A 20,762-nucleotide genomic window follows, 5' to 3' on the forward strand; every position below is an offset into this window, starting at 1 on the left:
ATGGAGAAGTGGGGGAGGGGGCCGGGGACGTAGGGGAGGGGGGCGGGGTCAGTCGACGTCGACGTGCGCGAAGGTCTCCAGCATCTGCGTGAGCACCCGGGCGCACGCGCGGACGTCGGCCTCCGTCAGCTCGCCGCCGACCTGGCGCATCAAGTAGTGCTCGCGGCCCAGCACGGCGGCGATGGTCGACCGGCCGGTGTCGGTCAGCCGGATCAGGGAGGACCGCTGGTGCGCGGGGTTCGGGACGCTCTCGACCCAGCCGTGCGCGGCGGCGTCGTTGACCATGCGCTGCACGAACTGCCGGCTCAGCGCCTGGTCGCGGCCCATCTGAGGGACCGTCATGGGGCCGTGCAGGCGCAGCAGGTTCAGGACGGCGCGCACGCCCGCGGACACGCCCTCGACCGGTTCGGCCTGCTCGACCTTGCGCGCCGCGCGCCGGTAGAGCGGGCCCACCAGGTCGAACACCTCGGTGAGGCGGTGGCCGAGTTCATCGGGGGAGAGGGGGACGCGTGCCGGGGAAGGGGAGTCGTTCACGGCCTCATCATGACACCTGGGTTGCCAAACTCCGGCCAGGATGACACCTTGGTTGTCATGACAGCTGCTTCGGAACTGAGCTTCTTCGCATCTGCCGACGGGGACCTCGCCTACCGCGACGTGGGCACCGGCGACCCCGTGGTCCTCCTCCACTCCGGCTTCGCCGACCACCGGGTCTTCGACGATCAACTACCGTCCCTGGCCGCCGACTTCCGCGTCATCGCGCCCGACATCCGGGGCCACGGCTTCTCGGCCAACGCGAGCGCGCCGTTCCGCTGGGCCGACGACCTGGCGGGTCTCCTGCGCCACCTCGACCTGGGGCCCGCGGTCCTGGTCGGCCTGTGCATGGGCGCGGCCGTCGCCACGGACACCGCGCTGGAGCACCCCGAACTGACCCGCGCGGTCGTCGTCTCGGGCGCCGGCACCAGCGCCTTCGAGTACAAGGACGCGCGACTGCTGGAGCGTCAGCCCCGGAGCGCGCAGCTCCTGAACACCGGCGACATCGCGGGCTGGCTGGACTTGTTCGCCCAGGGAGTGGCGGGCCCGCACCGCACGGTGGACGACGTCGACCCGTCCGTCATCCGGCGCCTGCGCGAACTGACCGCCCACACGATCGCCAAGCACACACCGGGCGAGAAGGACTGGTACGTCCCCTTGGGCGACCCGTGGCCCCGAGTCCCGAAGCTGGACGTCCCGGTGCTGGCCATCCACGGCGCCCTGGACTGGCCCGACAGCCTCGCCATGGCGAACCGCTTCGTCGACACGGTCCCGAACGGCCGCTCCGTGACGATCGAGGGCGTCGGCCACTACCCGAACATGGAGAATCCGGACCGCTTCAACGAGATCCTGAGGGACTTTCTCGACACCCTCTGAGGAAGGGGACCGACGGGGCGAACGGATGCGGCCGTCGACGGACACGGGGACGACGGGGCACGGACGCCGGCGGTCAGGGCATTACCGCCCGGCTACCGCTCCACCGTCACCCTCTGCGGCACGACCGCCGACGGCCAGGGAGTCAGTGCCCAGCCACCGCTCCACCCCCACCGGCCACGGCAACACCACCAGGCCGGCACCCCACTCCCACCGGCGGCGCCACGCCCCGCACCGACCCCCGCCCAACCGCCGGAGGCTACGGCACCACCGTCACCGGCCACCGCCCCGCCTTCACCAACCGCACCGCCACCGAGCCGATGATCCGGTGCCCCGCCTGCTCCGAGGCGCCCACGATGACCGCGTCGGCCTTGAGTTCGTCGGCCGCCTTGACCAGGCCGCCGTAGGGGTCGCCGCGGAACGTGTGGAACTCCCAGCGGATGTCGAATATCCCCTTCACACGCTCGGTCTCGTGGCGGATCTGGGCGACGAGGTTCTCGGCGATCTCGTCGGTGGTGTCGGCGACCGGTGCCCCCATGGCCGCGCCCGCCGCCAGCACCGGCTGCACGTAGACGAGGGCGAGCAGTGCGCCCTGGCGTCTGGCCAGGCCCGCGGCGTAGGACGCGGCCCGGAGGGAGGAGTCGGAGCCGTCGACTCCGGCCACGATCACCTTGGGCCCGTCCGTGCCCCGCTCGAACTGAGTTGAGTGCTGTTCCGTCACGGCCGTGAGGCTATCGGAACCCGCAGGTCCTGAACCCGCCCGGGAGCGCTCGACGGGCGCGCCGCCCGCCCTGTTCCTACAGTCGGAACCATGACTGCCACGGTGGAGGCCGCCGGACCCAAGGACACCAAGGGCACCAAAGACGCCAAGGGTCCGATACGACCGCCCGGCAACGGGTTCCTCAGCCGCGTGCCCGAAGGCTTCGCGACCTTCTTCGGCGCCCTCGGCCTGCTCTGCGTCCTGCTCGCCTTCATCGCCCCGCTGCGCCGCGTGCTGCGCCCCGTGGTCCGCTTCCTGGACCTCCTGATCGTCCCCGTCAGCGCCAACCTCGCCTACGCCGTCTTCCTCTTCCTGCTCGCCGCCGCGACCGCGGCCCGCAAGAGGATCGCCTGGTGGCTGGTCGTCGTCTACCTCGGCCTGCTGGTCCTGACGGACGTCCTGGGCGTGGCCCTCGGCCTGTACGCCGAGTCCCTCCCGTCCCTCATCGTGTGCGCCCTGCTGCTGGTCCTGCTGATCGTGGCCCGCCGGCAGTTCTACGCAGCCTCCCGCCGCGCTGCCGTACGACGAGCCCTCGCCGTCCTTCTCGTCGGGCTCGCCGTCGCGATCCTCGCGGGCTGGGGACTGGTCTCCCTGTTCCCCGGCACCCTGCCCGAGAGCCAGCACCTGGGCTGGGCCGCCGACCGGGTCTGCGGCGGCCTGGTCTCCGGCCGCTCCTTCGACGGACGCCCGCCCCGTGCCCTGTACTTCCTCCTCGGCCTCTTCGGCGCGCTCGCCCTCCTGAACGCGGCCACCGTCCTCTTCCGCTCCCAGCGCCTCGAAGCCGCCCTGCACGGCGACGAGGAGGACCGCATCCGTGCCCTCCTGAAGACCTACGGCGGCCACGACTCCCTCGGCTACTTCGCCACCCGGCGCGACAAGGCCGTCGTCTTCTCGCCCAGCGGAAAGGCCGCCGTCACCTACCGCGTCGAGGCCGGCGTCTGCCTCGCCAGCGGCGACCCGGTCGGCGACCGCGAGGCCTGGCCGCACGCCATCGCCGCCTGGCTGGACCTGGCCCGCCGCCACGGCTGGGCCCCCGCCGTGATGGGAGCCTCCGAGGACGGGGCGAAGGCCTTTGCCCGCGCGGGACTCGGCGCCCTGCAACTCGGCGACGAGGCCATCCTGCACGTCGCCGACTTCGACCTCGCCGGCCGCGACATGCGCGTCACCCGCCAGGCCGTCGGCAGGGTCCGCCGCGCCGGTGCCACCTGCCGCATCCGCCGCCACGCCACCCTCACCGACACGGAGATGGAGGAGGTCGTCGACCGCGCCGACGCCTGGCGCGACACCGAGACCGAACGCGGCTTCTCCATGGCCCTGGACCGCCTCGGCGACCCGGCCGACGGCGACTGCCTCCTGGTCGAAGCACTCGACGAGGACGGCAAGTTGCTCGCCCTGCTCTCCCTCGTCCCCTGGGGCACCGACGGCGTCTCGCTCGACCTGATGCGCCGCGACCGCACCGCCCCCAACGGCGTCATGGAGTTCATGGTCGCCGAACTCTGCGCCGCCGCACCGAAGTTGGGCGTCCACCGCATCTCCCTCAACTTCGCGGTCTTCCGCTCGGCCTTCGAGGAGGGCGCCCGCATCGGCGCGGGCCCGGTCCTCCGCCTGTGGCGCCGCCTGCTCCTGTTCTTCTCCAAGTGGTGGCAACTGGAGGCCCTTTACCGCTCCAACGCCAAGTACCACCCCGAGTGGTACCCCCGCTTCATCTGCTACGGCGAGACCGCCTCCCTGGCCCGCATCAGCCTCGCCTCCGGCATCGCCGAGGGCTTCGTCTCCGTACCGTCGCTGCGCCAACTCTGGGGAAAGGGGCACCAGAAGAGCGGCCCGCGGCCCGCGACCACGGCAGGGCTGCCCCCGCTGTCGGAGCTCGACCTCGCTGACGGGGGTGAGACCGGCGGCCAGGACAGCGGCCTGCCCGAACAGGTCCGCGTCCGGCACCACAAGCTCGACCGCCTCCGCGCCGCCGGTATCGACCCCTACCCGGTCGGCGTCCCGCAGTGCACCCACACGCTCGCCGAGGTCCGTACGGGCGACCAAGTCACCGTCGCCGGGCGGGTGATGCTCGTGCGCGACCTCGGCGGCATCGTTTTCGTCACCCTGCGCGACTGGTCCGGCGACCACCAACTAGCCCTGACCCGCGCCGAGTCGGGACCCGGCCTCGACCGCTTCGTCACGGACACCGACATCGGCGACCACATCACCGCGACCGGCCGCGCGGGCACCAGCGACAAGGGCGAACCCACCGTCTTCGTCACCTCCTGGCAGCTCACCGGCAAGTGCCTGCGCCCCCTGCCCGACAAACACCGCGGCCTCACCGACCCCGAGGCCAAGGTCCGCATGCGTTACCTCGACCTCGTCGCGAGCCCGGAGGCCCGGGATGTCGTCCGGGCCCGCTCCACCGCCGTACAGGCCCTGCGCCAGGGCCTGTTGGAGCGCGGGTACCTGGAGGTGGAGACCCCGATGCTGCAACAGATCCACGGCGGCGCCAACGCCCGCCCCTTCACCACCCACATCAACGCCTACGACCTCGACCTGTACCTGCGCATCGCCCCCGAGCTGTACCTGAAACGGCTCTGCGTCGGCGGCATGGAGAAGGTCTTCGAGATGGGCCGCACCTTCCGCAACGAGGGTGTCTCCTACAAGCACAACCCCGAGTTCACGATGCTGGAGGCCTACCAGGCGTACGCGGACTACGACGTCATGCTCGACCTCGTCCGCGAACTCATCCAGGGCGCGGCCGTCGCGGCCTTCGGCTCCGCCGTCGCCCGCAAGGACGGCCAGGAGTACGACATCTCCGGTACCTGGCCGGTGAAGACCGTCCACGGCGCGATCTCCGAGGCGCTCGGCGAGGAGATCGAGGCCGGCACCGAACTGGCCCGCCTGCACCGTCTCTGCGACCGCGCGGGTGTGCCGTACGGCGCCGACGACGGGCGCGGGGACGTCGTCCTGGAGATGTACGAACGGCTGGTGGAGGAACCGACCCGGCTGCCGACCTTCTACAAGGACTTCCCGACCGACGTCTCCCCGCTCACCCGGCAGCACCGCACCGACCCCCGGCTAGCCGAACGCTGGGACCTGGTGGCCTTCGGGACCGAACTCGGCACCGCCTACTCCGAGCTGACCGACCCGGTGGAGCAGCGCCGCCGCCTCACCGCCCAGTCGCTGCTCGCCGCCGGGGGAGACCCCGAGGCGATGGAGCTCGACGAGGACTTCCTCGACGCCCTCGAATACGCGATGCCGCCCACCGGCGGCCTGGGCATCGGCGTCGACCGACTCGTCATGTTCCTCACCGGTCTGACGATCCGTGAGACGCTGCCGTTCCCCCTCGTCCGGCGCCGCTGAGCGCGCGAGAACTGGGCCGGGCGGGTGTTTTCCTGCCGCCGCACCGGTGTTGCCGTGGGGCGCCGGGTCCCGCGCGGGCGACTGATGAGTCATGAAGAAGGATCAGTCGCTCACGCGCCGACGGGCCCTGCTCGCCGGCGCCGCCGCCGTCGGGGCGGCCGGCACCGCCGGTCTGCTGTACTCCGGACTCTCGGACGACGCCCCGGTCCGGGCCGCCGCCCCCGCAGCCGGGCCCCCGCCGCGCCTCGCACGCAAGCCCTCCTCCTACCGCCTCCAGCCCGTGGCCGGATACGGCGCACCCCACGCCGCCCCCGCCCGTGTCCCGGTGCGGCACGAGCCGTTCCTGCGCATGTCGGGACGCGGCAACACCATGGTCCTGACCTTCGACGACGGACCCGACCCCCGCTACACCCCGCACATCCTCGACACCCTCGCCGAGTACGACGTCCGCGCCACGTTCTTCGTGTGCGGCGAGATGGCCGACTGGAACCGGGACATCCTCGCCCGCATGTCCGACGAGGGCCACATCGTCGGCAACCACACCTGGTCCCACCCGCTGCTCACCAAGATGACCCGGCGTCAGATCCGCTCGGAGATGGAACGCACCAGCGACGTCATCGAGGACGCCTACGGCGAACGCCCCCAGTGGTTCCGCGCCCCCTACGGCGCCTGGAACCGGGCCGCCTTCCAGCTCGGCTCCGAGCTGGGCATGGAACCCCTCGCGTGGACCGTCGACACCCTCGACTGGGACACCCCCGGCGTCCGCCACATCGTCAACGCGGTCGAGGACGGCGCCGCCCCCGGCGTCGTGGTGCTCTCGCACGACGCCGGGGGCGACCGGACCCAGAGCGTGAAGGCGCTGCGCGAATACCTGCCGCACCTGCTCGACTCCGGCTACCACATGACGCTGCCGCGCCGCCGGACCACCACCTGACGCACCACCACCTGACGGGCTTTCGCCCGCCCGGCCGGGGAACGCTCAGCGGACCTCGACCAGGCGGGCGAAGACGACGACGTTCCCGTCGTAGCCGTTCTGCTTGGAGAAACCGCCGCCGCAGGTGATGACGCGGAGTTCCGGAGTTCCCTTGGACGCGTAGACGCGGTCGCCGGGGAAGTCCTTCTTCTCGAAGACCTCGATGCCGTAGATCTCGAACACGGCGGTCTTTCCGTCCTTGCGCTCGACCTCGACGCGATTTCCCTTCTTGAGGGCCCCGAGTCCGTAGAACACGGCGGGGCCCATTTTGTTGTCGACGTGGCCGACGACGACCGCCGTGCCCTTTTCGCCGGGGGAGACGGCGCCGGTGAACCAGCCCGCCAGGTTCGGGTCCTCCGGCGGCGGGGCGCCCACCCAGCCGTCCGCGTCCAGGCCCACCGGCATCACCGGGGCGTCGACTCGGATGGAGGGGATCCGCACCCGGTCGGCGACGGAGTACGGCAGCGGGGCCGGGACCTTGCCGAACGTGGTGTGGCCGGTCCGGGCGTCCGCGGCCGCGGCGGAGGCCGGCTGCGGCGGCCCGACGTCGAACTCCCCGGAACCATTCCGAATGAGCGCGAGACCGGTCAGCAGAACAAGCGCTATCACTCCCCACGGGGCGCGCTTCTTCTGCCGCTCCTCCTCTTCGGCAAGCTCGGACAGCTCCGACGCAGACATTCGCCATCCCCTCTCGACGCGGCCGTCGCCACGTCAATCGCGCATACGAGAACGCTAAATGCCGAAGCCGGAACCGGCGACGGGGGAAGCGCGAACGGGTGGCCCGGGCATCCTTATGTGCGCCATACGAGTTGGCACGCACAGGAATTTTCTGACGGTGTGTGACCTGCGGCAATATCCGATTGTGCGCTTTCCCTCCGGCGTGTCCTCTCACCAGGACGGACCATTCTCGAAATGCGGGCGCGCGCAAGGCATCTGAGGGTGCGTCTGGGAGGCGTTTTCTCGCCGATCGACCGGGGACGGGTCCCGGGGCGCCTTCCGCGGAGGATGACATGCGTACAACTCGTGCCCTGGCTGCCGCCGGTGCCACGGTGGCCGTCCTGGGGCTCGCCGCCCCGGTGGCCGTCGCGGACGGCATGGGCGCCAGCCCCAGCAACATCGTCGCCCTGCCCAGCGTGATCGCCCGCGGCGGACAGCTCACCGTCACGGTCGACGGCTGCTTCAGCGGCGGCAACGCCATGGCGACCTCACCGGGGTTCGAACGCCCCGCCAACCTGTCCCTGCTCGGCAACTCCGGTACGACGTCCAGCGGAACCGCCAGGATCAGCCGGTCGGCCACCCCGGGCTCGTACAGCATCACGGTCCGCTGCTCCAACGGCTCCTCGCTCACCCGTGACGACGCCTACACCGTCATCGGCGGTGTCCGCGGCGGGCTCGGCGGCAGCAGCAGCGCCGGGGCGACCCCGACCGACATGGCGATCGGCGGCGGCCTGGTCGCCGCGGCCGTCGTGGCCGGCGGGGTGTTCTGGATGCGCCGCCGCACCGAGCGCGGGATCTGACCTCCTCCCCTTCGGAGTTCAGGCGCATGTGACAGGCCTTCGCCCCGGACCCTTGCGGGTTCCGGGGCGAAGGCCTGTGCGGGTGGTGCCGAGGTCAGGCGCCGTCCTCTCCGGTGCGGCGGCGGGAGAAGTGGTACGCCGCTCCCACCGAGCCCGCGATGAGGGCCGCGCCGATGCCGAGTTCCTTGAGGTCGAAGCCGGCGATGCTGCCGCCCTCACCGGCGTGGACCCCTCGGGGGATCTGCTGGGCCGGCTGGAGCGGCTGGATGTTGTTGTTCGTGCGGCCGGAGGCGATGGTCAGACCCGTGGAGCCGCTCACGCCGTCACACGTGAACGTCACCTGGTACACCGCCCCCGGCCGCGCGTCCCAGTCGACCATCGCCGACGCCGAGGACTGCCCCGGCGAGATCCGGACGGTGTCGAAGACCCCGGAGGAGACCGTGGCGGAGCCCTTGCAGCCGCCCTGGTCGCGGTCGAGCTGCAGGGTCACCTGGCCGCCCGCCGCGATCGTCGAGGGCAGGACGCTGAAGCCGAACGGCGTGATGTTGTGGTTGCCGTCGCCCTTCGCGACGGCGACCGGCGCGGACAGGGCGAGGGCGCTGATGCCCAGCAGTGCGGCCGAAGCGACGCGTATCGCGCGCATGGTGGTTCCTCCGGGTCCCCGAGGAGCAGCAGCGGACCTTTTCCGCTTGCGCCGTAAATGCACCTCGATGACCGAAACGCTAGGAACATGTGTGCGCTCCCGCGATCGCAGTCGCGCGAATGGGGCAATCGTGTGGGCCGCACAGGGGACCCCGTTCGTGCGACCGGGGGACGCCCGCGGCGTGGCGGACGTCCCCCGGTGACCGGCTCCGGTGAGGGGCCGTCAGTCCTTGATGTGTGGGAAGAGGTTCAGGAACGGCTGCGCCGAGGCCGTGATGCCGCGGCTGTACGGCGCGTCGAAGTCCCAGATCAGGAAGAGCAGGAACGCGATCAGCGCCGAGAACAGCCCGGCGAGGATCAGCTCCCGTGTCGTACGCCGGATCTGCAGCGCGAAGACCATGCCGATGGTGATCACGGCTCCGGCGAGCAGCCCGAACCACACCACCGACGGCATGGTCGCCCCGGTGGAGTCCTGACGGGCGTTGCGCGCCTGGTCCAGGGCGCCGACCTGGTCGACGAGGGGCTGATAGGCCTGTGCCTGGAAGTCCGTCTTCGGCTGGTAGTCCGTGACGTCCGCACGGATGCGGTCCAGGAGGTCGGTGCCGCGCTGGGTGAGCTTCTCGTGGTCCGCCATCGTCTTCCACTCGACGTTGACGACCTGTGAGACGTAGGCGTCGACGTCGGCCCGGATCCGGTCGCGTTCGTCGGCGGGATAGGCCCGCACCCGCTCCGAGATCTCGTGCAGCGCCTGTGCCTCCGCCTGTACGTGGTCCTGGGCGGCGCTGCGGGCCTCCCAGACGCCGGCGATCGCGAGGCCCAGGACGATGGCGTACACCACGCCGATCCACATCGTCATGTACTCGATGACGTCCGGGGTCTCACTGGGGTCCTCGTCCTCCGACGCCGAGCGTTCGCGCAGGAAGGTGACGATGACGACGACGACACAGGCCGCCGCCATCGCGAGGACGAGAACAAGCCATTCCGACAAGAGGTTCCTCCGGGGATCAGCGTGGACGCAGCGCGACGATGGCGACCACCGCGGGCAGGGTGATGAGCAGGACGTAGACGACCGGCGGCGTCCGGTTGGGGGCCGGCCGCGGACTCGGCTGGGCGTGGTACTTCGGATAACTCACCGGGGACGCCGAGGGATGCGGGGTGGGCCTGGGTGATGGCTTCGGCGTTGGGGTCGGGGTGGGGGTCGGAGTGGGCGTGGGGGTCGGGATCACCCGGGGCGCCGGAGCCGCCGGGGCAGGGCGCGGCGCCGGGGCGGGCGGTGGCGGGGTGGGCTTCGGTGTGGGCCGGGGCTTCGGCGTCGGCTTGGGGGTCGGGGTCGGGGTGGGTTTCGGCGGGGGAGGCGGAGTCGGCTTGGGCGGTGGCGGGGTGGGGGTCGGCGAGGGGCAGGGCGGCGGCGGGGTCGGCTCCGGGCAGACCGGGGGAGTCGGCCAGTCGCCGCCGGCCACCGCGACCGCCTCCGTGCCGTCCGGCCCCGTCGAGGCGTACGCGCACGCGTCGGCCGCTGCCAGGCCCGCCGGTGCGCCCGCCAGCAGCCATGTCAGCGTCACCAGGGTCAACACCCTTGCGGCGAGGGCGGTTCGGGTCGGTTCGGGTCCATGCACGACGGAGATCATGAGGCCTCGCGGGCGGGGGCGCGCCGTGGCGCGAAGGGATTGCCCCGAAGGAGTGGAAGGCGCGGTGTGACGGTTTGACGAACCGACCGTCGGACATGGCCGGATGCGCACGGGCGTACGAGATGGAGCCGCCGGGTCACAGGGGTCGGAAAGAAATTTGTGCGCCGGTTGAACACTTCCGTGGTCCCCACCCGTACCTAGGACCGTGCGGCGGCACAGACGGGCGCTGCAACATCCAGGTGATTATGGGGAGTTGACGATGAAGACCTCCTGGCGGAGCGCCTCACTCGCGGCGACGGCCGTGTCCGTCATGGCGTTGACGGCGGCGTGCGGTTCGGAAAATGTGACCACGCCTTCCTCTGCGGCACAGAACGTCGGTGCCACGGCGGCGGCCGGAGGTTACGGAAGCGTCGGTGCCACGGCGAGCGCCAGCACCGGTGCCGGCAACGGCTACGGCGCGGACGGCCAGCAGGCCGCGGCCGCCGAGCCCGCGGGCCAGCTGACCGTTGCCAACAACCCCGATCTCGGCAAGGTGTTGAGCGACGGCGCCGGCCTCACTCTCTACCGTTTCGACGCCGACACGGCCAATCCCCCCAAGTCGAACTGCGACGGCGACTGCGCCACCGCCTGGCCGCCGGTTCCCGCGGACGACGCCACGGCCGGCGCCGGTATCGACAAGGCCCTCCTCGGCGAGGTGACCCGCACCGACGGCACCAAGCAGCTGACCATCGGCGGCTGGCCCGCCTACCGCTACGCCAAGGACGTCAACGCCGGTGACGTCAACGGCCAGGGTGTGGGCGGCAAGTGGTACGCGCTGGCCCCCGACGGCAAGAAGGCGACCCTCGCCTCGCTGCCCGGCCTCTCCGTCCGCAAGGACGCCAAGCTCGGCGACATCGTCGTCGACAAGAACGGCCACACGGTCTACCGCTTCCTCAAGGACAAGGCATGGCCGAAGTCGGTCTCGAACTGCCTCGGCGCCTGCGCGGAGAAGTGGCCGGCCGTCGGCATCGTCTCGGCGAGCGACACCAAGGGCGTGCAGAAGAAGGGCCTCATGGGCTTCACCCGCTCCGACGGCGTCAAGCAGATGACCGTCAACTGCTGGCCCATCTACACCTTCTCCGGTGACACGGCCGCCGGACAGACCAACGGACAGGGCGTGGGCGGCACTTGGTACGCCGTCTCCCCTGAAGGCAAGCCGGTCGGCGCGCCCGCGGAGTAGCGAGAACCTCCCCAGGGTTGATCGCCCCCCGCCCACTCGGCACCCGAAACGCGGAAGGGAGGGTCGCGGGCAAGCGACAGAAATGCCGAACAACACAGCAGCGCGCGCGACCCCAGGTCCGCCCCCTCCGCACCGCACGGAGGGGGCGGGCCGCTTTGGCGTATTCCGGACGCCAATTCCGGCATTCGCCGCGCCTCTCCGCATGTCCCCGCACGTCAATTCGGCACGTGCCGCTGGCAATCGGCGGGAACGGATGGTCAATTTCCGTTTCCGCTCGACCCTTTGGCGGGCGATCAGTAGCCTCAGCTCGAACACCGGATCGCCTACGCCTTGGAGAGATACATGGAGCGTCCCGCCTGGGCACCACGAAGCATCGACATCTCGGTGCCGAGCGTTTCGCGTATCTACGACTACTACCTGGGCGGTTCGCACAACTTCGAGGTCGACCGGGAGGCGGCCCGCAAGGCCATGGAGTTCCTCCCGGGACTTCCCAAGATCATGCAGGCGAACCGCGCGTTCATGCGTCGCGCCGTACGCTTCGCGGCCGCCGAGGGCATCACCCAGTTCCTCGACATCGGCTCCGGAATTCCCACCTTCGGAAACGTCCACGAGGTCGCCCAGAAGGCCGTCCCCGGCGCCCATGTCATGTACGTCGACCACGACCCGGTGGCGGTCGCGCACAGCCAGGCCGTCCTCGCGGGCAACGCGACCGCGGACGTCGTCGCGGCCGACCTCCGCAAGCCCCAGGAGATCCTGGCGAGCGCCGAGGTGCGGCGGCTGATCGACGTGAATCGGCCAGTGGCGCTGCTTCTCGTTGCCATACTGCACTTCGTGGAAGACGCGGACGACCCGTACGGAGCGGTGGCACAGCTGCGCGAGGCACTCGCGCCCGGCAGCCTGCTGATCCTCACGCATGCCTCGTACGAGGGAATCCCGCTGCCACCGGAGCGGGCGGAAGGCGCGGTGGACGTGTACAAGGACATTCGCAATCCGCTGATCATGCGCTCGCGCGAGGAGATCGCGCGGTTCTTCGAGGGGTACGACATGGTGGAACCGGGACTGGTGCCGATGCCGGAGTGGCGGCCGGACACAGTGCTGGAGGACGAGGATCCGTACTCCTTCTCCGGATTCGCCGGCGTAGGACGCGCGGCGTGATCGCCGAGCCGGACGGGCCGGAGGACAGACTGCGCAGGTTCGCGACCATCTGGAGCCGGGCGGTGTTCCCGGCGACCTCCACGTCGCTGACCCGGCCCGAGTTCGAGGAGCTTCTCCTGCCGCTGGCACGGCGGTTGAGCGAGGCGCTGCGCGCCAGGACCTTCGAGGCCGAGGAGGGCAAGGCGGTCGGCGCCGCCCTCGTCTCCGCGCACTGCACCGACCCCGACGCCCTCACCCGCAGCCTGGAGTGCGTCGACGCCTACCTGGTGCTCTACTGCGGCGGCGACGGCTCCCAGGAGGACCTGCGGATCCGCTCGGCCCGCCTCCAGCACGCCATGGCCGCCGGCTTCGCCCAGGCCCTGCGCGAGCGCACCCTGGCCGAGCAGGAGGCCATCTCCGTGGCCGCCCTCCAGGCCCAGGGCGTCGTCGCCCAGGCCCTGCACGCGACCGAGGCCCGCTTCCGCGCGGTCTTCGAGGGCGCTGCCATAGGAATCGGCATGGCCGACCTCGACGGCAACATCCTCCAGGTCAACGGCGCGTTGCTGCGCATGTTCGGCATCAATGACCAGACCATGGGCGGCCGCAACGTCCGCGAGTGGACCCACCCGGACGACGCGCCGCAGACCTGGACCCTCTACGACGAGCTCGTCCGCGGCGAGCGCGAGCACTACCACGTCGAGAAGGCGTTCTACCGGCCTGACGGAACGGTCCTGTGGACCAACCTCACGGTCTCCCTCCTGCGCGACGCGGACGGCAACCCCCAGTACCAGCTCGCCCTCATGGAGGACACCACCGAGCGCCGGCTGCTCAACCTGCGGCTGCGCTACGAGGCGACCCACGACGCCCTCACCGGCCTCCCGAACCGCACCCTGTTCTTCGAACGCCTGGAGAAGGCGCTCGGCGCGGGCAACAACCAGCGGTTCGGCCTGTGCTACCTCGACCTCGACGGCTTCAAGACCATCAACGACAGCCTCGGCCACGCGGCCGGCGACCGGCTGCTCGTCGAGGTCGCCGACCGGCTGCAGTCCTGCGCGACCGCACCCGGCGAGATGGTCGCCCGGCTCGGCGGCGACGAGTTCGTCGCGCTGACCACAGGACCCGACACCGAGCGCGAGGTCGACGAACTCGCGGGCCGCATCATGAACGCCCTGATCACCCCCGTCAGCATCGACGGCCGCGACCTCACCGTGCGCGGCTCCATCGGCATCGTCGAGGGCCCGGCCGGCGAACGCGGCCCCGCGGAGGTGCTGCGAAGCGCCGACATCACCATGTACCGCGCCAAGTCGGCAGGCGGAAACCGCTTCGAGTTGGCCGACCCGGAGGCCGACGCCCGCGCGATCACACGCCACGGCCTGACAACGGCCCTGCCCGCCGCCCTGGACCGCAACGAGTTCTTCATCGAGTACCAGCCGCTGGTCCACCTCGGCGACGGCAGCGTGCGCGGCGCCGAGGCCCTCGTCCGCTGGCTGCACCCGCAGCACGGCGTCCTGGGCCCCGACCGCTTCATCCCGCTCGCCGAACACACCGGCCTGATCGTCCCGTTGGGCCGCTGGGTCCTGGAACAGTCCGTACGCCAGGCCCGCGCCTGGCGTGAGACGTACGGCGACGACGTCCCCCTGCGCATCAACGTCAACCTCTCGCCCTGCCAGCTCACCCACCCCGGCCTGGTCCAGGACACCGTCGACATCCTGGAGCGCACCGGCGTCGCACCCGACGCGCTCTGCCTGGAAGTCACGGAGTCGGCCCTCATCGGCGCCGACGACGACCTGCTGAAGCCGCTGCGGCGCCTCGCCGAGATGGGCGTCGACATCGCCCTGGACGACTTCGGCACCGGCTACTCGAACCTGGCCAACCTCCGCCGCCTGCCGGTCAGCATCCTCAAGCTGGACCGCTCCTTCACCCAGAGCATGCAGCAGTTCCCGGCCGACCCCGTCGACCTCAAGATCGTCGAGGGCATCGTCTCCCTCGCCCACAGCCTGAACCTCGCGGTGACGGTCGAGGGCGTCGAGACCGGCGCCCAGGCCGAACAGCTCCGCATACTGGGCTGCGACACGGCCCAGGGCTGGTTCTACGCCCGCCCGGGCCCGCCGGAGCGGCTGCACGACCTGGCGCTGGTGGACGCGACCGGCTGAGGGCACAAGTCGGTTGCGGGAGGCCCGGGTTCGAGGGTGATCATGTGCGGATGAGTGAAGCACATGCGTCGGACGCCGTGAACGAAGCGATCGCGGGCGAACTGGCCCTTCTGGACCCGGCCGTCCGCGCCTCCCGCAGCGAGGCGGTCCGGCTGCTGGACCCCGAGTACGTCGAGATCGGCGCCTCGGGCCGCCGCTACACGTACGAGCAGATGCTGGCCTGGCTCCCCGAGCACACGGGCGCGGAGGCGGAGGAGCCGCACCACGACCCGCCGGCCATCACGGGCACCCTCCTCGCCCCCGGCCTGGTCCAGCTCCGCTACGAGACCGACTCCGACGGCCGCCGCGCCCGCCGCACGTCCCTGTGGCGCAAGCGGGACGAGGAGACGGGCTGGCGGATGTTCTACCACCAGGGGACCGTGGTGCCGCCGGACATCGAGTAGGACCTGTGCGAGAGGCGCGGGCGGGGGAGGATGCCCCCAAGGCGACCGAACAGCGTCCCGCGTCTCACCGAAGGAGTTGGGCTCGATGAGTACCGAACTGCAGGGCAGGACCGCCGTGGTGACGGGCGCCAGCAAGGGCATCGGGCTGGCGGTCGTGAAGGCGCTGGCCGGCGCGGGCGCGAGCGTCGTCGCCGGGTCCCGTACGACGACCGAGGGGCTGGACGCGCTGGTCAAGGAGTTCCCGGTCACCTGGGTGCCCGTGGACCTCGCGGAACCGGGTGCGGCCGAGCGGCTGATCGAGGCGGCGGACGGCCGCGTCGACATCCTCGTGAACAACGTCGGTACGGCACCGCCCCGCACCGGCGGCTTCCTGTCCGTGACCGACGAGGACTGGGCGCGCACCCTCGACCTCAACCTCCTCACGGCGGTACGCGTCACCCGCGCCGCCCTGCCCCTGATGCTGGCCGCGGAGCGAGGCTCCGTGATCACGATCGGCTCGGTCAACGCCACCCTGCCCGACCCGCTGGTCATCGACTACAGCGCGGGCAAGGCCGCCCTGGTCGCCTTCTCCAAGGCCCTGTCCAAGGAGGCCGGCCCGAAGGGCATCCGCGTCAACACGGTCAGCCCCGGCCCGGTCGAGACGGAACTGTGGCTCGGCGGCGGTGGCGTCGCCGCGACGGTATCGGCCGCCGCCGGCCTCACCCCCGAACAGGTCGTCGCCCAGGCCTCCGCCGCCACCGTCACCGGCCGCTTCTCCAAGCCCGCCGAGATCGCCGACGTGGTCCTGTTCCTCGCCGGCGACCGAGCGGCGAACCTGACCGGCAGCGACCTGGTGATCGACGGCGGGTTCATCCCGACGTGGTGAGCCACCCGGGCGCCGGGGGCGATGAACTTCCGTACCGTGGCGCCCGGTTGTCACCGCTCCAACAACATCCGCTGCAACTCCCGCGCGGCCCTCGGCGGAGCCACATCACTGCGATGCGCAAGGGCGATGGTCCGGTGCAGCCCAGGCCGCGCCAGCGGTGTCACCCGCAACCCCCGCCCGGACTTCGTCGCGACCATGCGCGGTACGACGGCCACGCCGAGCCCCGCCCGGACGAAACCGAGGACCGCGTCCATCTCGCCGCCCTCCACCGCGAAGTCCGGTTCGAAGCCCTCGGCGCGGCAGGCGGCGACGGTCAGTTCGCGGAGGTCGTAGCCGTGCCGGAACATCACCAGGCGCTCGCCCTCCAGGTCGGAGATCCGCACCGTCCGGCCTCGGCCCGGTGCCGGTGCCTCCGGCGAGGAGACGACCACGAGGTCCTCGCGCAGGAGCTCCACCGTGGTCAACGCCGGTGAGGGGGTGGGCAGCGGCAACACCACCAAGGCCAAGTCGAGGGCGCCGCGCGCGAGTTCGCGTACGAGATCGTGCGAACCGCCCTCCTCGACCAGCAGCCGGATGCCCGGATAGCGGTCGTGGAAGGCGCGCAGGACGTCCGGGAGCAGGCCCGTGCACAGGCTCGGGGTCGCGCCCAACCTGATTCGGCCGCTTCGGAGTTGGGCCAGCTCCTGCACCTCGTGCCGGGCCGTGTCCGCGTCCGCCAGGATGCGCCGGGCCAGCGGCAGCAGCGCCTCGCCCGCGTCCGTGAGCGTGATGTTGCCCCGGGCTCGCAGGAACAGATCCGCGCCCAGCTCCCGCTCCAGCGCCTTGATCTGCTGGGACAGCGAGGGCTGTGCGACATGGACCAGATCGGCGGCCCGGGTGAAATGCCGGGTCTCGGCGACGGCCACGAAGTACTGGAGCTGTTGGAACTGCATACACCTACGATAGCCACAGGCTATGGAAACCAGGCAGACCATGTCTTGGACCGATCGGCCCCTTGACACTTAGCGTGCTTGCCATGGCTCTGGCAACGCGGACGGACCGACGGCCGTCGATGGCGCGCACGGTGTGGGACAGCTCCGTCGGCAAGAAGACGGTGATGGCCGTCAGCGGCCTGATCATGCTGCTGTACCTGGTCGTTCACATGATCGGCAACCTGAAGATCTTCTTCGGCGCGGGCGAGTTCAACCACTACGCCCACTGGCTGCGCACCATCGGCGAACCCTTCATGCACTACGAGTGGACGCTCTGGCTCATCCGGATCGTCCTCGTCGTCGCCGTGATCGCCCACGCCGTGTCCGCGTACCAGCTCAGCCGCCGCGACATCAAGGCGCGCCCCAGCAAGTACGTGCACAAGAAACCTCGGGCGACCTACGCCACCCGCACCATGCGCTGGGGCGGCATCATCCTCGTCCTGTTCATCGTCTGGCACATCCTCGACCTGACGACCGGCACCGTGCACTCCGGCGGCTTCCAGGAGGGCCACCCGTACCAGAACGTCGTGGACACCTTCTCGACCTGGTACGGCGACACCATCTACATCGTCGCGATGCTCGCCCTCGGCCTGCACGTCCGGCACGGCTTCTGGAGCGCCGCCCAGACCCTCGGCGCGGGCAGCCGCAGCCGCGACCGCGCCCTGAAGACGATCGCCAATGTCCTCGCGCTGCTGCTCACGGCCGGCTTCATCGCCGTACCCGTGGGCGTCATGACCGGAGTGGTGAGCTGAAATGTCTCCTGAAGCCCAAATGCCCCTCGAATACGCGGACTTCACGACCGGGGAACCCGTCACCGACACCAAGTCGCCCACCGGCCCCATCAACGAGCGCTGGGACACCCGCCGTTTCGAGGCCAAACTCGTCAACCCCGCCAACCGCCGCAAACACACGGTGATCGTCGTCGGCACCGGCCTCGCGGGCGGCTCAGCGGGCGCGACCCTCGCCGAACAGGGCTACCACGTCGTCCAGTTCTGCTACCAGGACTCCCCGCGCCGCGCCCACTCGATCGCCGCCCAGGGCGGCATCAACGCCGCGAAGAACTACCGCAACGACGGCGACTCCGTCCACCGCCTCTTCTACGACACCGTCAAGGGCGGCGACTTCAGGGCCCGCGAGTCCAACGTCCACCGCCTGGCGCAGATCTCGGTCGAGATCATCGACCAGTGCGTCGCGCAGGGCGTGCCCTTCGCGCGGGAGTACGGCGGCCTGCTCGACACCCGCTCCTTCGGCGGTGTGCAGGTCTCGCGGACCTTCTACGCCCGAGGCCAGACGGGCCAGCAACTCCTCCTCGGCGCCTACCAGGCCCTGTCCCGGCAGATCGCCGCCGGGAACATCGAGATGCACCCGCGCACGGAGATGCTCGACCTGATCGTCGTGGACGGGAAGGCGCGCGGGATCGTGGCGCGCGATCTCATCACCGGCCGTATCGACACGTACTTCGCGGACGCCGTCGTCCTCGCCAGCGGCGGCTACGGCAACGTCTTCTACCTGTCGACGAACGCCATGAACTCCAACGCCACCGCCGTCTGGCGCGCCCACCGGCGGGGAGCCCTGTTCGCCAATCCATGCTTCACGCAGATCCACCCCACCTGCATCCCGCGCACCGGCGATCACCAGTCCAAACTCACCCTGATGAGCGAGTCGTTGCGCAACGACGGCCGGATCTGGGTGCCGAAGGCAAAGGGCGACCAGCGCCCGCCGAACGAGATCCCCGAGGCCGAGCGCGACTACTACCTGGAGCGCATCTACCCGGCCTTCGGCAACCTCGTGCCCCGCGACATCGCGTCCCGCGCCGCGAAGAACGTGTGCGACGAGGGCAGGGGAGTCGGCCCCGGCGGACAGGGCGTCTACCTCGACTTCGCCGACGCCATCGGACGGTTGGGGCGGAAGGCCGTCGAGGAGAAGTACGGCAACCTCTTCGACATGTACGCCCGGATCACCGCCGAGGACCCGTACACGGTGCCGATGCGGATCTACCCGGCCGTGCACTACACGATGGGCGGACTCTGGGTCGACTACGACCTCCAGACCACGATCCCGGGCCTGTTCGCCATCGGCGAGGCCAACTTCTCCGACCACGGCGCCAACCGCCTCGGCGCCTCCGCGCTGATGCAGGGTCTCGCCGACGGCTACTTCGTCCTCCCGGCGACGATCAACGACTACCTCGCCCGGAATCCCGGACACGAGGAGATCGGCGTCCAACACCCCGCCGTACAGGAGGTGTTGGCGGAGACCGAGGACCGGCTCAACCTGCTCCTCGCGGTGGACGGCGACCGCACCCCCGACTCCTTCCACCGCGAACTCGGCGAACTCATGTGGGAGTTCTGCGGCATGGCCCGCACCGACAGCGGACTGCGCAAGGCGCTGGAACGCATCCCGCAGATCCGCGAGGAGTTCTGGCGGCGGATCAAGGTCCCGGGCACCGGCGAGGAGTTCAACCAGTCCCTGGAGAAGGCGAACCGGATCGTCGACTACCTCGAACTCGCCGAGCTGATGTGCCTCGACGCGCTCAACCGCGCCGAGTCCTGCGGTGGCCACTTCCGCGAGGAGTCGCAGACCCCGGACGGCGAAGCGGAGCGCAGGGACGAGGAGTTCAGCTACGCGGCCGCCTGGGAGTTCACCGGTACGGGCTCATCTCCCGTACTGCACAAGGAAGACCTGGTCTTCGAGTACGTCCACCCCACCCAGCGGAGCTACGCATGAAGCTCACCCTGCGCGTCTGGCGGCAGAAGAACGCCGACGCCGAAGGCGCCATGTCCACGTACCAAGTGGACGGAATCTCCACGGACATGTCGTTCCTGGAGATGCTCGACACCCTCAACGAGGAACTCATCCTCAAGGGCGAGGACCCGGTCGCCTTCGACCACGACTGCCGCGAGGGCATCTGCGGTGCCTGCTCCCTCGTCATCAACGGCGACGCGCACGGCCCGGAACGCACCACCACCTGCCAGCTCCACATGCGGTCCTTCGAGGACGGCGACACGATCGACATCGAACCGTGGCGCGCCTCCGCCTTCCCGGTCGTGAAGGACCTGGTGGTGGACCGTTCGGCCTTCGACCGGATCATCCAGGCGGGCGGCTACATCACCGCCCCGACCGGCGCGGCTCCTGAGGCCCATGCCACCGCCGTACCCAAACCGGACGCCGACTTCGCCTTCGAGCACGCCGAGTGCATCGGCTGCGGGGCGTGCGTCGCCGCGTGCCCGAACGGCGCGGCGATGCTCTTCACCTCCGCCAAGGTCAACCACCTCAACGTCCTCCCACAGGGCGCCCCCGAGCGCGAGACCCGCGTCCTCGACATGGTCGCGCAGATGGACGACGAGGGCTTCGGCGGCTGCACCCTCGCCGGCGAGTGCGCCACCGCCTGCCCGAAGGGCATCCCGCTGGTCTCCATCACCGGCATGAACAAGGAGTGGCTGCGGGCGACCCGCAAGGCCGCCAAACGCTGAATCCCCGCACGAGCTCCCTGACGGGACAAGAACGTTCGCCGACAAGATGCGGACGGGCGGGACCGGGAGTGGTGCTCATCCCCGGTCCCGCCAGGCATTTTCGATCGATCGAGGGGATGCGGGAACTCCCGCCGGGCTCCCGTCGTTGACGGCTTACGGCCGTCCGCCGCCGCTCCGGGACACCACCGAGCCGCGCCCAAGTGAACGCCAGGTGTTGAACGCCGAGGTGTGAGGACGCCGT

At 70.6% G+C, this 20,762-nt stretch carries 19 protein-coding genes; 12 read left to right on the forward strand and 7 right to left on the reverse strand.

Annotation, left to right across the window (positions count from 1 at the left end; all coding sequences use genetic code 11):
• Nucleotides 1-48 precede the first annotated feature (48 nt).
• Entirely contained in the window at nucleotides 49-534 is a 486-nt protein-coding gene (locus tag R2B38_RS38610) for a MarR family winged helix-turn-helix transcriptional regulator (protein ID WP_318020454.1), read from the reverse strand.
• Nucleotides 535-591: 57 nt separating this feature from the next.
• Here R2B38_RS38610 and R2B38_RS38615 point away from each other — a divergent pair, with 57 nt between their 5' ends.
• Entirely contained in the window at nucleotides 592-1,407 is an 816-nt protein-coding gene (locus R2B38_RS38615; protein WP_318020455.1) for an alpha/beta hydrolase, read from the forward strand.
• Between the two features lie 256 nt (nucleotides 1,408-1,663).
• Here R2B38_RS38615 and R2B38_RS38620 read toward each other — a convergent pair whose 3' ends face one another.
• A complete protein-coding gene (locus tag R2B38_RS38620; RefSeq protein ID WP_033279042.1) occupies nucleotides 1,664-2,125 on the reverse strand; it encodes a universal stress protein in 462 nt (153 codons plus the stop codon).
• A 90-nt stretch (nucleotides 2,126-2,215) separates the two neighbouring features.
• On the opposite strand from R2B38_RS38620, the gene lysX reads away from it, so the two are divergent.
• On the forward strand, nucleotides 2,216-5,506 hold the full coding sequence (gene lysX / locus R2B38_RS38625; RefSeq protein WP_318020456.1) for a bifunctional lysylphosphatidylglycerol synthetase/lysine--tRNA ligase LysX: 3,291 nt from the start codon (nucleotides 2,216-2,218) through the stop codon (nucleotides 5,504-5,506).
• Nucleotides 5,507-5,597: 91 nt separating this feature from the next.
• Nucleotides 5,598-6,440, forward strand: a complete 843-nt coding sequence (locus tag R2B38_RS38630; protein WP_318020457.1) for a polysaccharide deacetylase family protein — start codon at nucleotides 5,598-5,600, stop codon at nucleotides 6,438-6,440.
• 45 nt (nucleotides 6,441-6,485) lie between these two features.
• Here the strand turns inward: R2B38_RS38630 and R2B38_RS38635 are convergent, their stop codons facing one another.
• Nucleotides 6,486-7,157 carry a class F sortase gene (locus R2B38_RS38635; protein WP_318020458.1) on the reverse strand — a complete coding sequence of 224 codons (672 nt, stop codon included), beginning with the start codon at nucleotides 7,155-7,157 and terminating at the stop codon, nucleotides 6,486-6,488.
• Nucleotides 7,158-7,489: 332 nt separating this feature from the next.
• On the opposite strand from R2B38_RS38635, the gene R2B38_RS38640 reads away from it, so the two are divergent.
• Nucleotides 7,490-7,996 (forward strand): putative Ig domain-containing protein, encoded by a 507-nt coding sequence (locus R2B38_RS38640; protein WP_318020459.1) that lies wholly within the window; start codon nucleotides 7,490-7,492, stop codon nucleotides 7,994-7,996.
• 94 nt (nucleotides 7,997-8,090) lie between these two features.
• Here R2B38_RS38640 and R2B38_RS38645 read toward each other — a convergent pair whose 3' ends face one another.
• From R2B38_RS38645 to R2B38_RS38655, 3 genes are all read right to left on the reverse strand, one after another.
• The gene (locus R2B38_RS38645) at nucleotides 8,091-8,639 is read right to left on the reverse strand and encodes a hypothetical protein (protein WP_318020460.1); all 549 of its coding nucleotides are present in this window, start codon (nucleotides 8,637-8,639) and stop codon (nucleotides 8,091-8,093) included.
• A 222-nt stretch (nucleotides 8,640-8,861) separates the two neighbouring features.
• Nucleotides 8,862-9,626, reverse strand: coding sequence for a DUF4239 domain-containing protein (locus R2B38_RS38650; RefSeq protein ID WP_318020461.1), 765 nt, complete (start codon nucleotides 9,624-9,626; stop codon nucleotides 8,862-8,864).
• A gap of 16 nt (nucleotides 9,627-9,642) precedes the next feature.
• A complete protein-coding gene (locus R2B38_RS38655) occupies nucleotides 9,643-10,254 on the reverse strand; it encodes a hypothetical protein (RefSeq protein ID WP_318020462.1) in 612 nt (203 codons plus the stop codon).
• A gap of 271 nt (nucleotides 10,255-10,525) precedes the next feature.
• Between R2B38_RS38655 and R2B38_RS38660 the strand changes: the two genes are divergently transcribed.
• The 5 genes from R2B38_RS38660 (at nucleotide 10,526) to R2B38_RS38680 (ending at nucleotide 16,080) form a co-directional block, all read left to right on the forward strand.
• On the forward strand, nucleotides 10,526-11,485 hold the full coding sequence (locus R2B38_RS38660) for an SCO0930 family lipoprotein (protein WP_318020463.1): 960 nt from the start codon (nucleotides 10,526-10,528) through the stop codon (nucleotides 11,483-11,485).
• A 342-nt stretch (nucleotides 11,486-11,827) separates the two neighbouring features.
• Nucleotides 11,828-12,640 (forward strand): SAM-dependent methyltransferase, encoded by an 813-nt coding sequence (locus R2B38_RS38665; RefSeq protein WP_318020464.1) that lies wholly within the window; start codon nucleotides 11,828-11,830, stop codon nucleotides 12,638-12,640.
• On the forward strand, nucleotides 12,637-14,772 hold the full coding sequence (locus R2B38_RS38670; protein WP_318020465.1) for a putative bifunctional diguanylate cyclase/phosphodiesterase: 2,136 nt from the start codon (nucleotides 12,637-12,639) through the stop codon (nucleotides 14,770-14,772). Before R2B38_RS38665 ends, R2B38_RS38670 begins: the two co-directional genes overlap by 4 nt.
• 50 nt (nucleotides 14,773-14,822) lie before the next feature.
• Nucleotides 14,823-15,215, forward strand: coding sequence for a DUF4440 domain-containing protein (locus R2B38_RS38675; RefSeq protein ID WP_318020466.1), 393 nt, complete (start codon nucleotides 14,823-14,825; stop codon nucleotides 15,213-15,215).
• Nucleotides 15,216-15,300: 85 nt separating this feature from the next.
• Nucleotides 15,301-16,080 (forward strand): oxidoreductase, encoded by a 780-nt coding sequence (locus tag R2B38_RS38680; RefSeq protein ID WP_318020467.1) that lies wholly within the window; start codon nucleotides 15,301-15,303, stop codon nucleotides 16,078-16,080.
• A gap of 50 nt (nucleotides 16,081-16,130) precedes the next feature.
• Here R2B38_RS38680 and R2B38_RS38685 read toward each other — a convergent pair whose 3' ends face one another.
• On the reverse strand, nucleotides 16,131-17,012 hold the full coding sequence (locus R2B38_RS38685; protein WP_318020468.1) for a LysR family transcriptional regulator: 882 nt from the start codon (nucleotides 17,010-17,012) through the stop codon (nucleotides 16,131-16,133).
• 119 nt (nucleotides 17,013-17,131) lie between these two features.
• Between R2B38_RS38685 and R2B38_RS38690 the strand changes: the two genes are divergently transcribed.
• The 3 genes from R2B38_RS38690 to R2B38_RS38700 are packed head-to-tail and all read left to right on the forward strand — an operon-like array spanning nucleotide 17,132 to nucleotide 20,521.
• Nucleotides 17,132-17,803: a succinate dehydrogenase gene (locus R2B38_RS38690; protein WP_318021899.1), complete on the forward strand. Its 672-nt coding sequence runs from the start codon at nucleotides 17,132-17,134 to the stop codon at nucleotides 17,801-17,803.
• A 19-nt stretch (nucleotides 17,804-17,822) separates the two neighbouring features.
• A complete protein-coding gene (locus R2B38_RS38695) occupies nucleotides 17,823-19,775 on the forward strand; it encodes a fumarate reductase/succinate dehydrogenase flavoprotein subunit (protein ID WP_318020469.1) in 1,953 nt (650 codons plus the stop codon).
• Complete coding sequence (locus tag R2B38_RS38700; RefSeq protein WP_318020470.1) at nucleotides 19,772-20,521, forward strand: succinate dehydrogenase/fumarate reductase iron-sulfur subunit; 750 nt, start codon at nucleotides 19,772-19,774, stop codon at nucleotides 20,519-20,521. The genes R2B38_RS38695 and R2B38_RS38700 overlap by 4 nt, the downstream gene beginning before the upstream one ends.
• Nucleotides 20,522-20,762: the final 241 nt, after the last annotated feature.

The sequence above is a fragment of the Streptomyces sp. N50 genome (assembly GCF_033335955.1).
Taxonomy (GTDB): domain Bacteria; phylum Actinomycetota; class Actinomycetes; order Streptomycetales; family Streptomycetaceae; genus Streptomyces.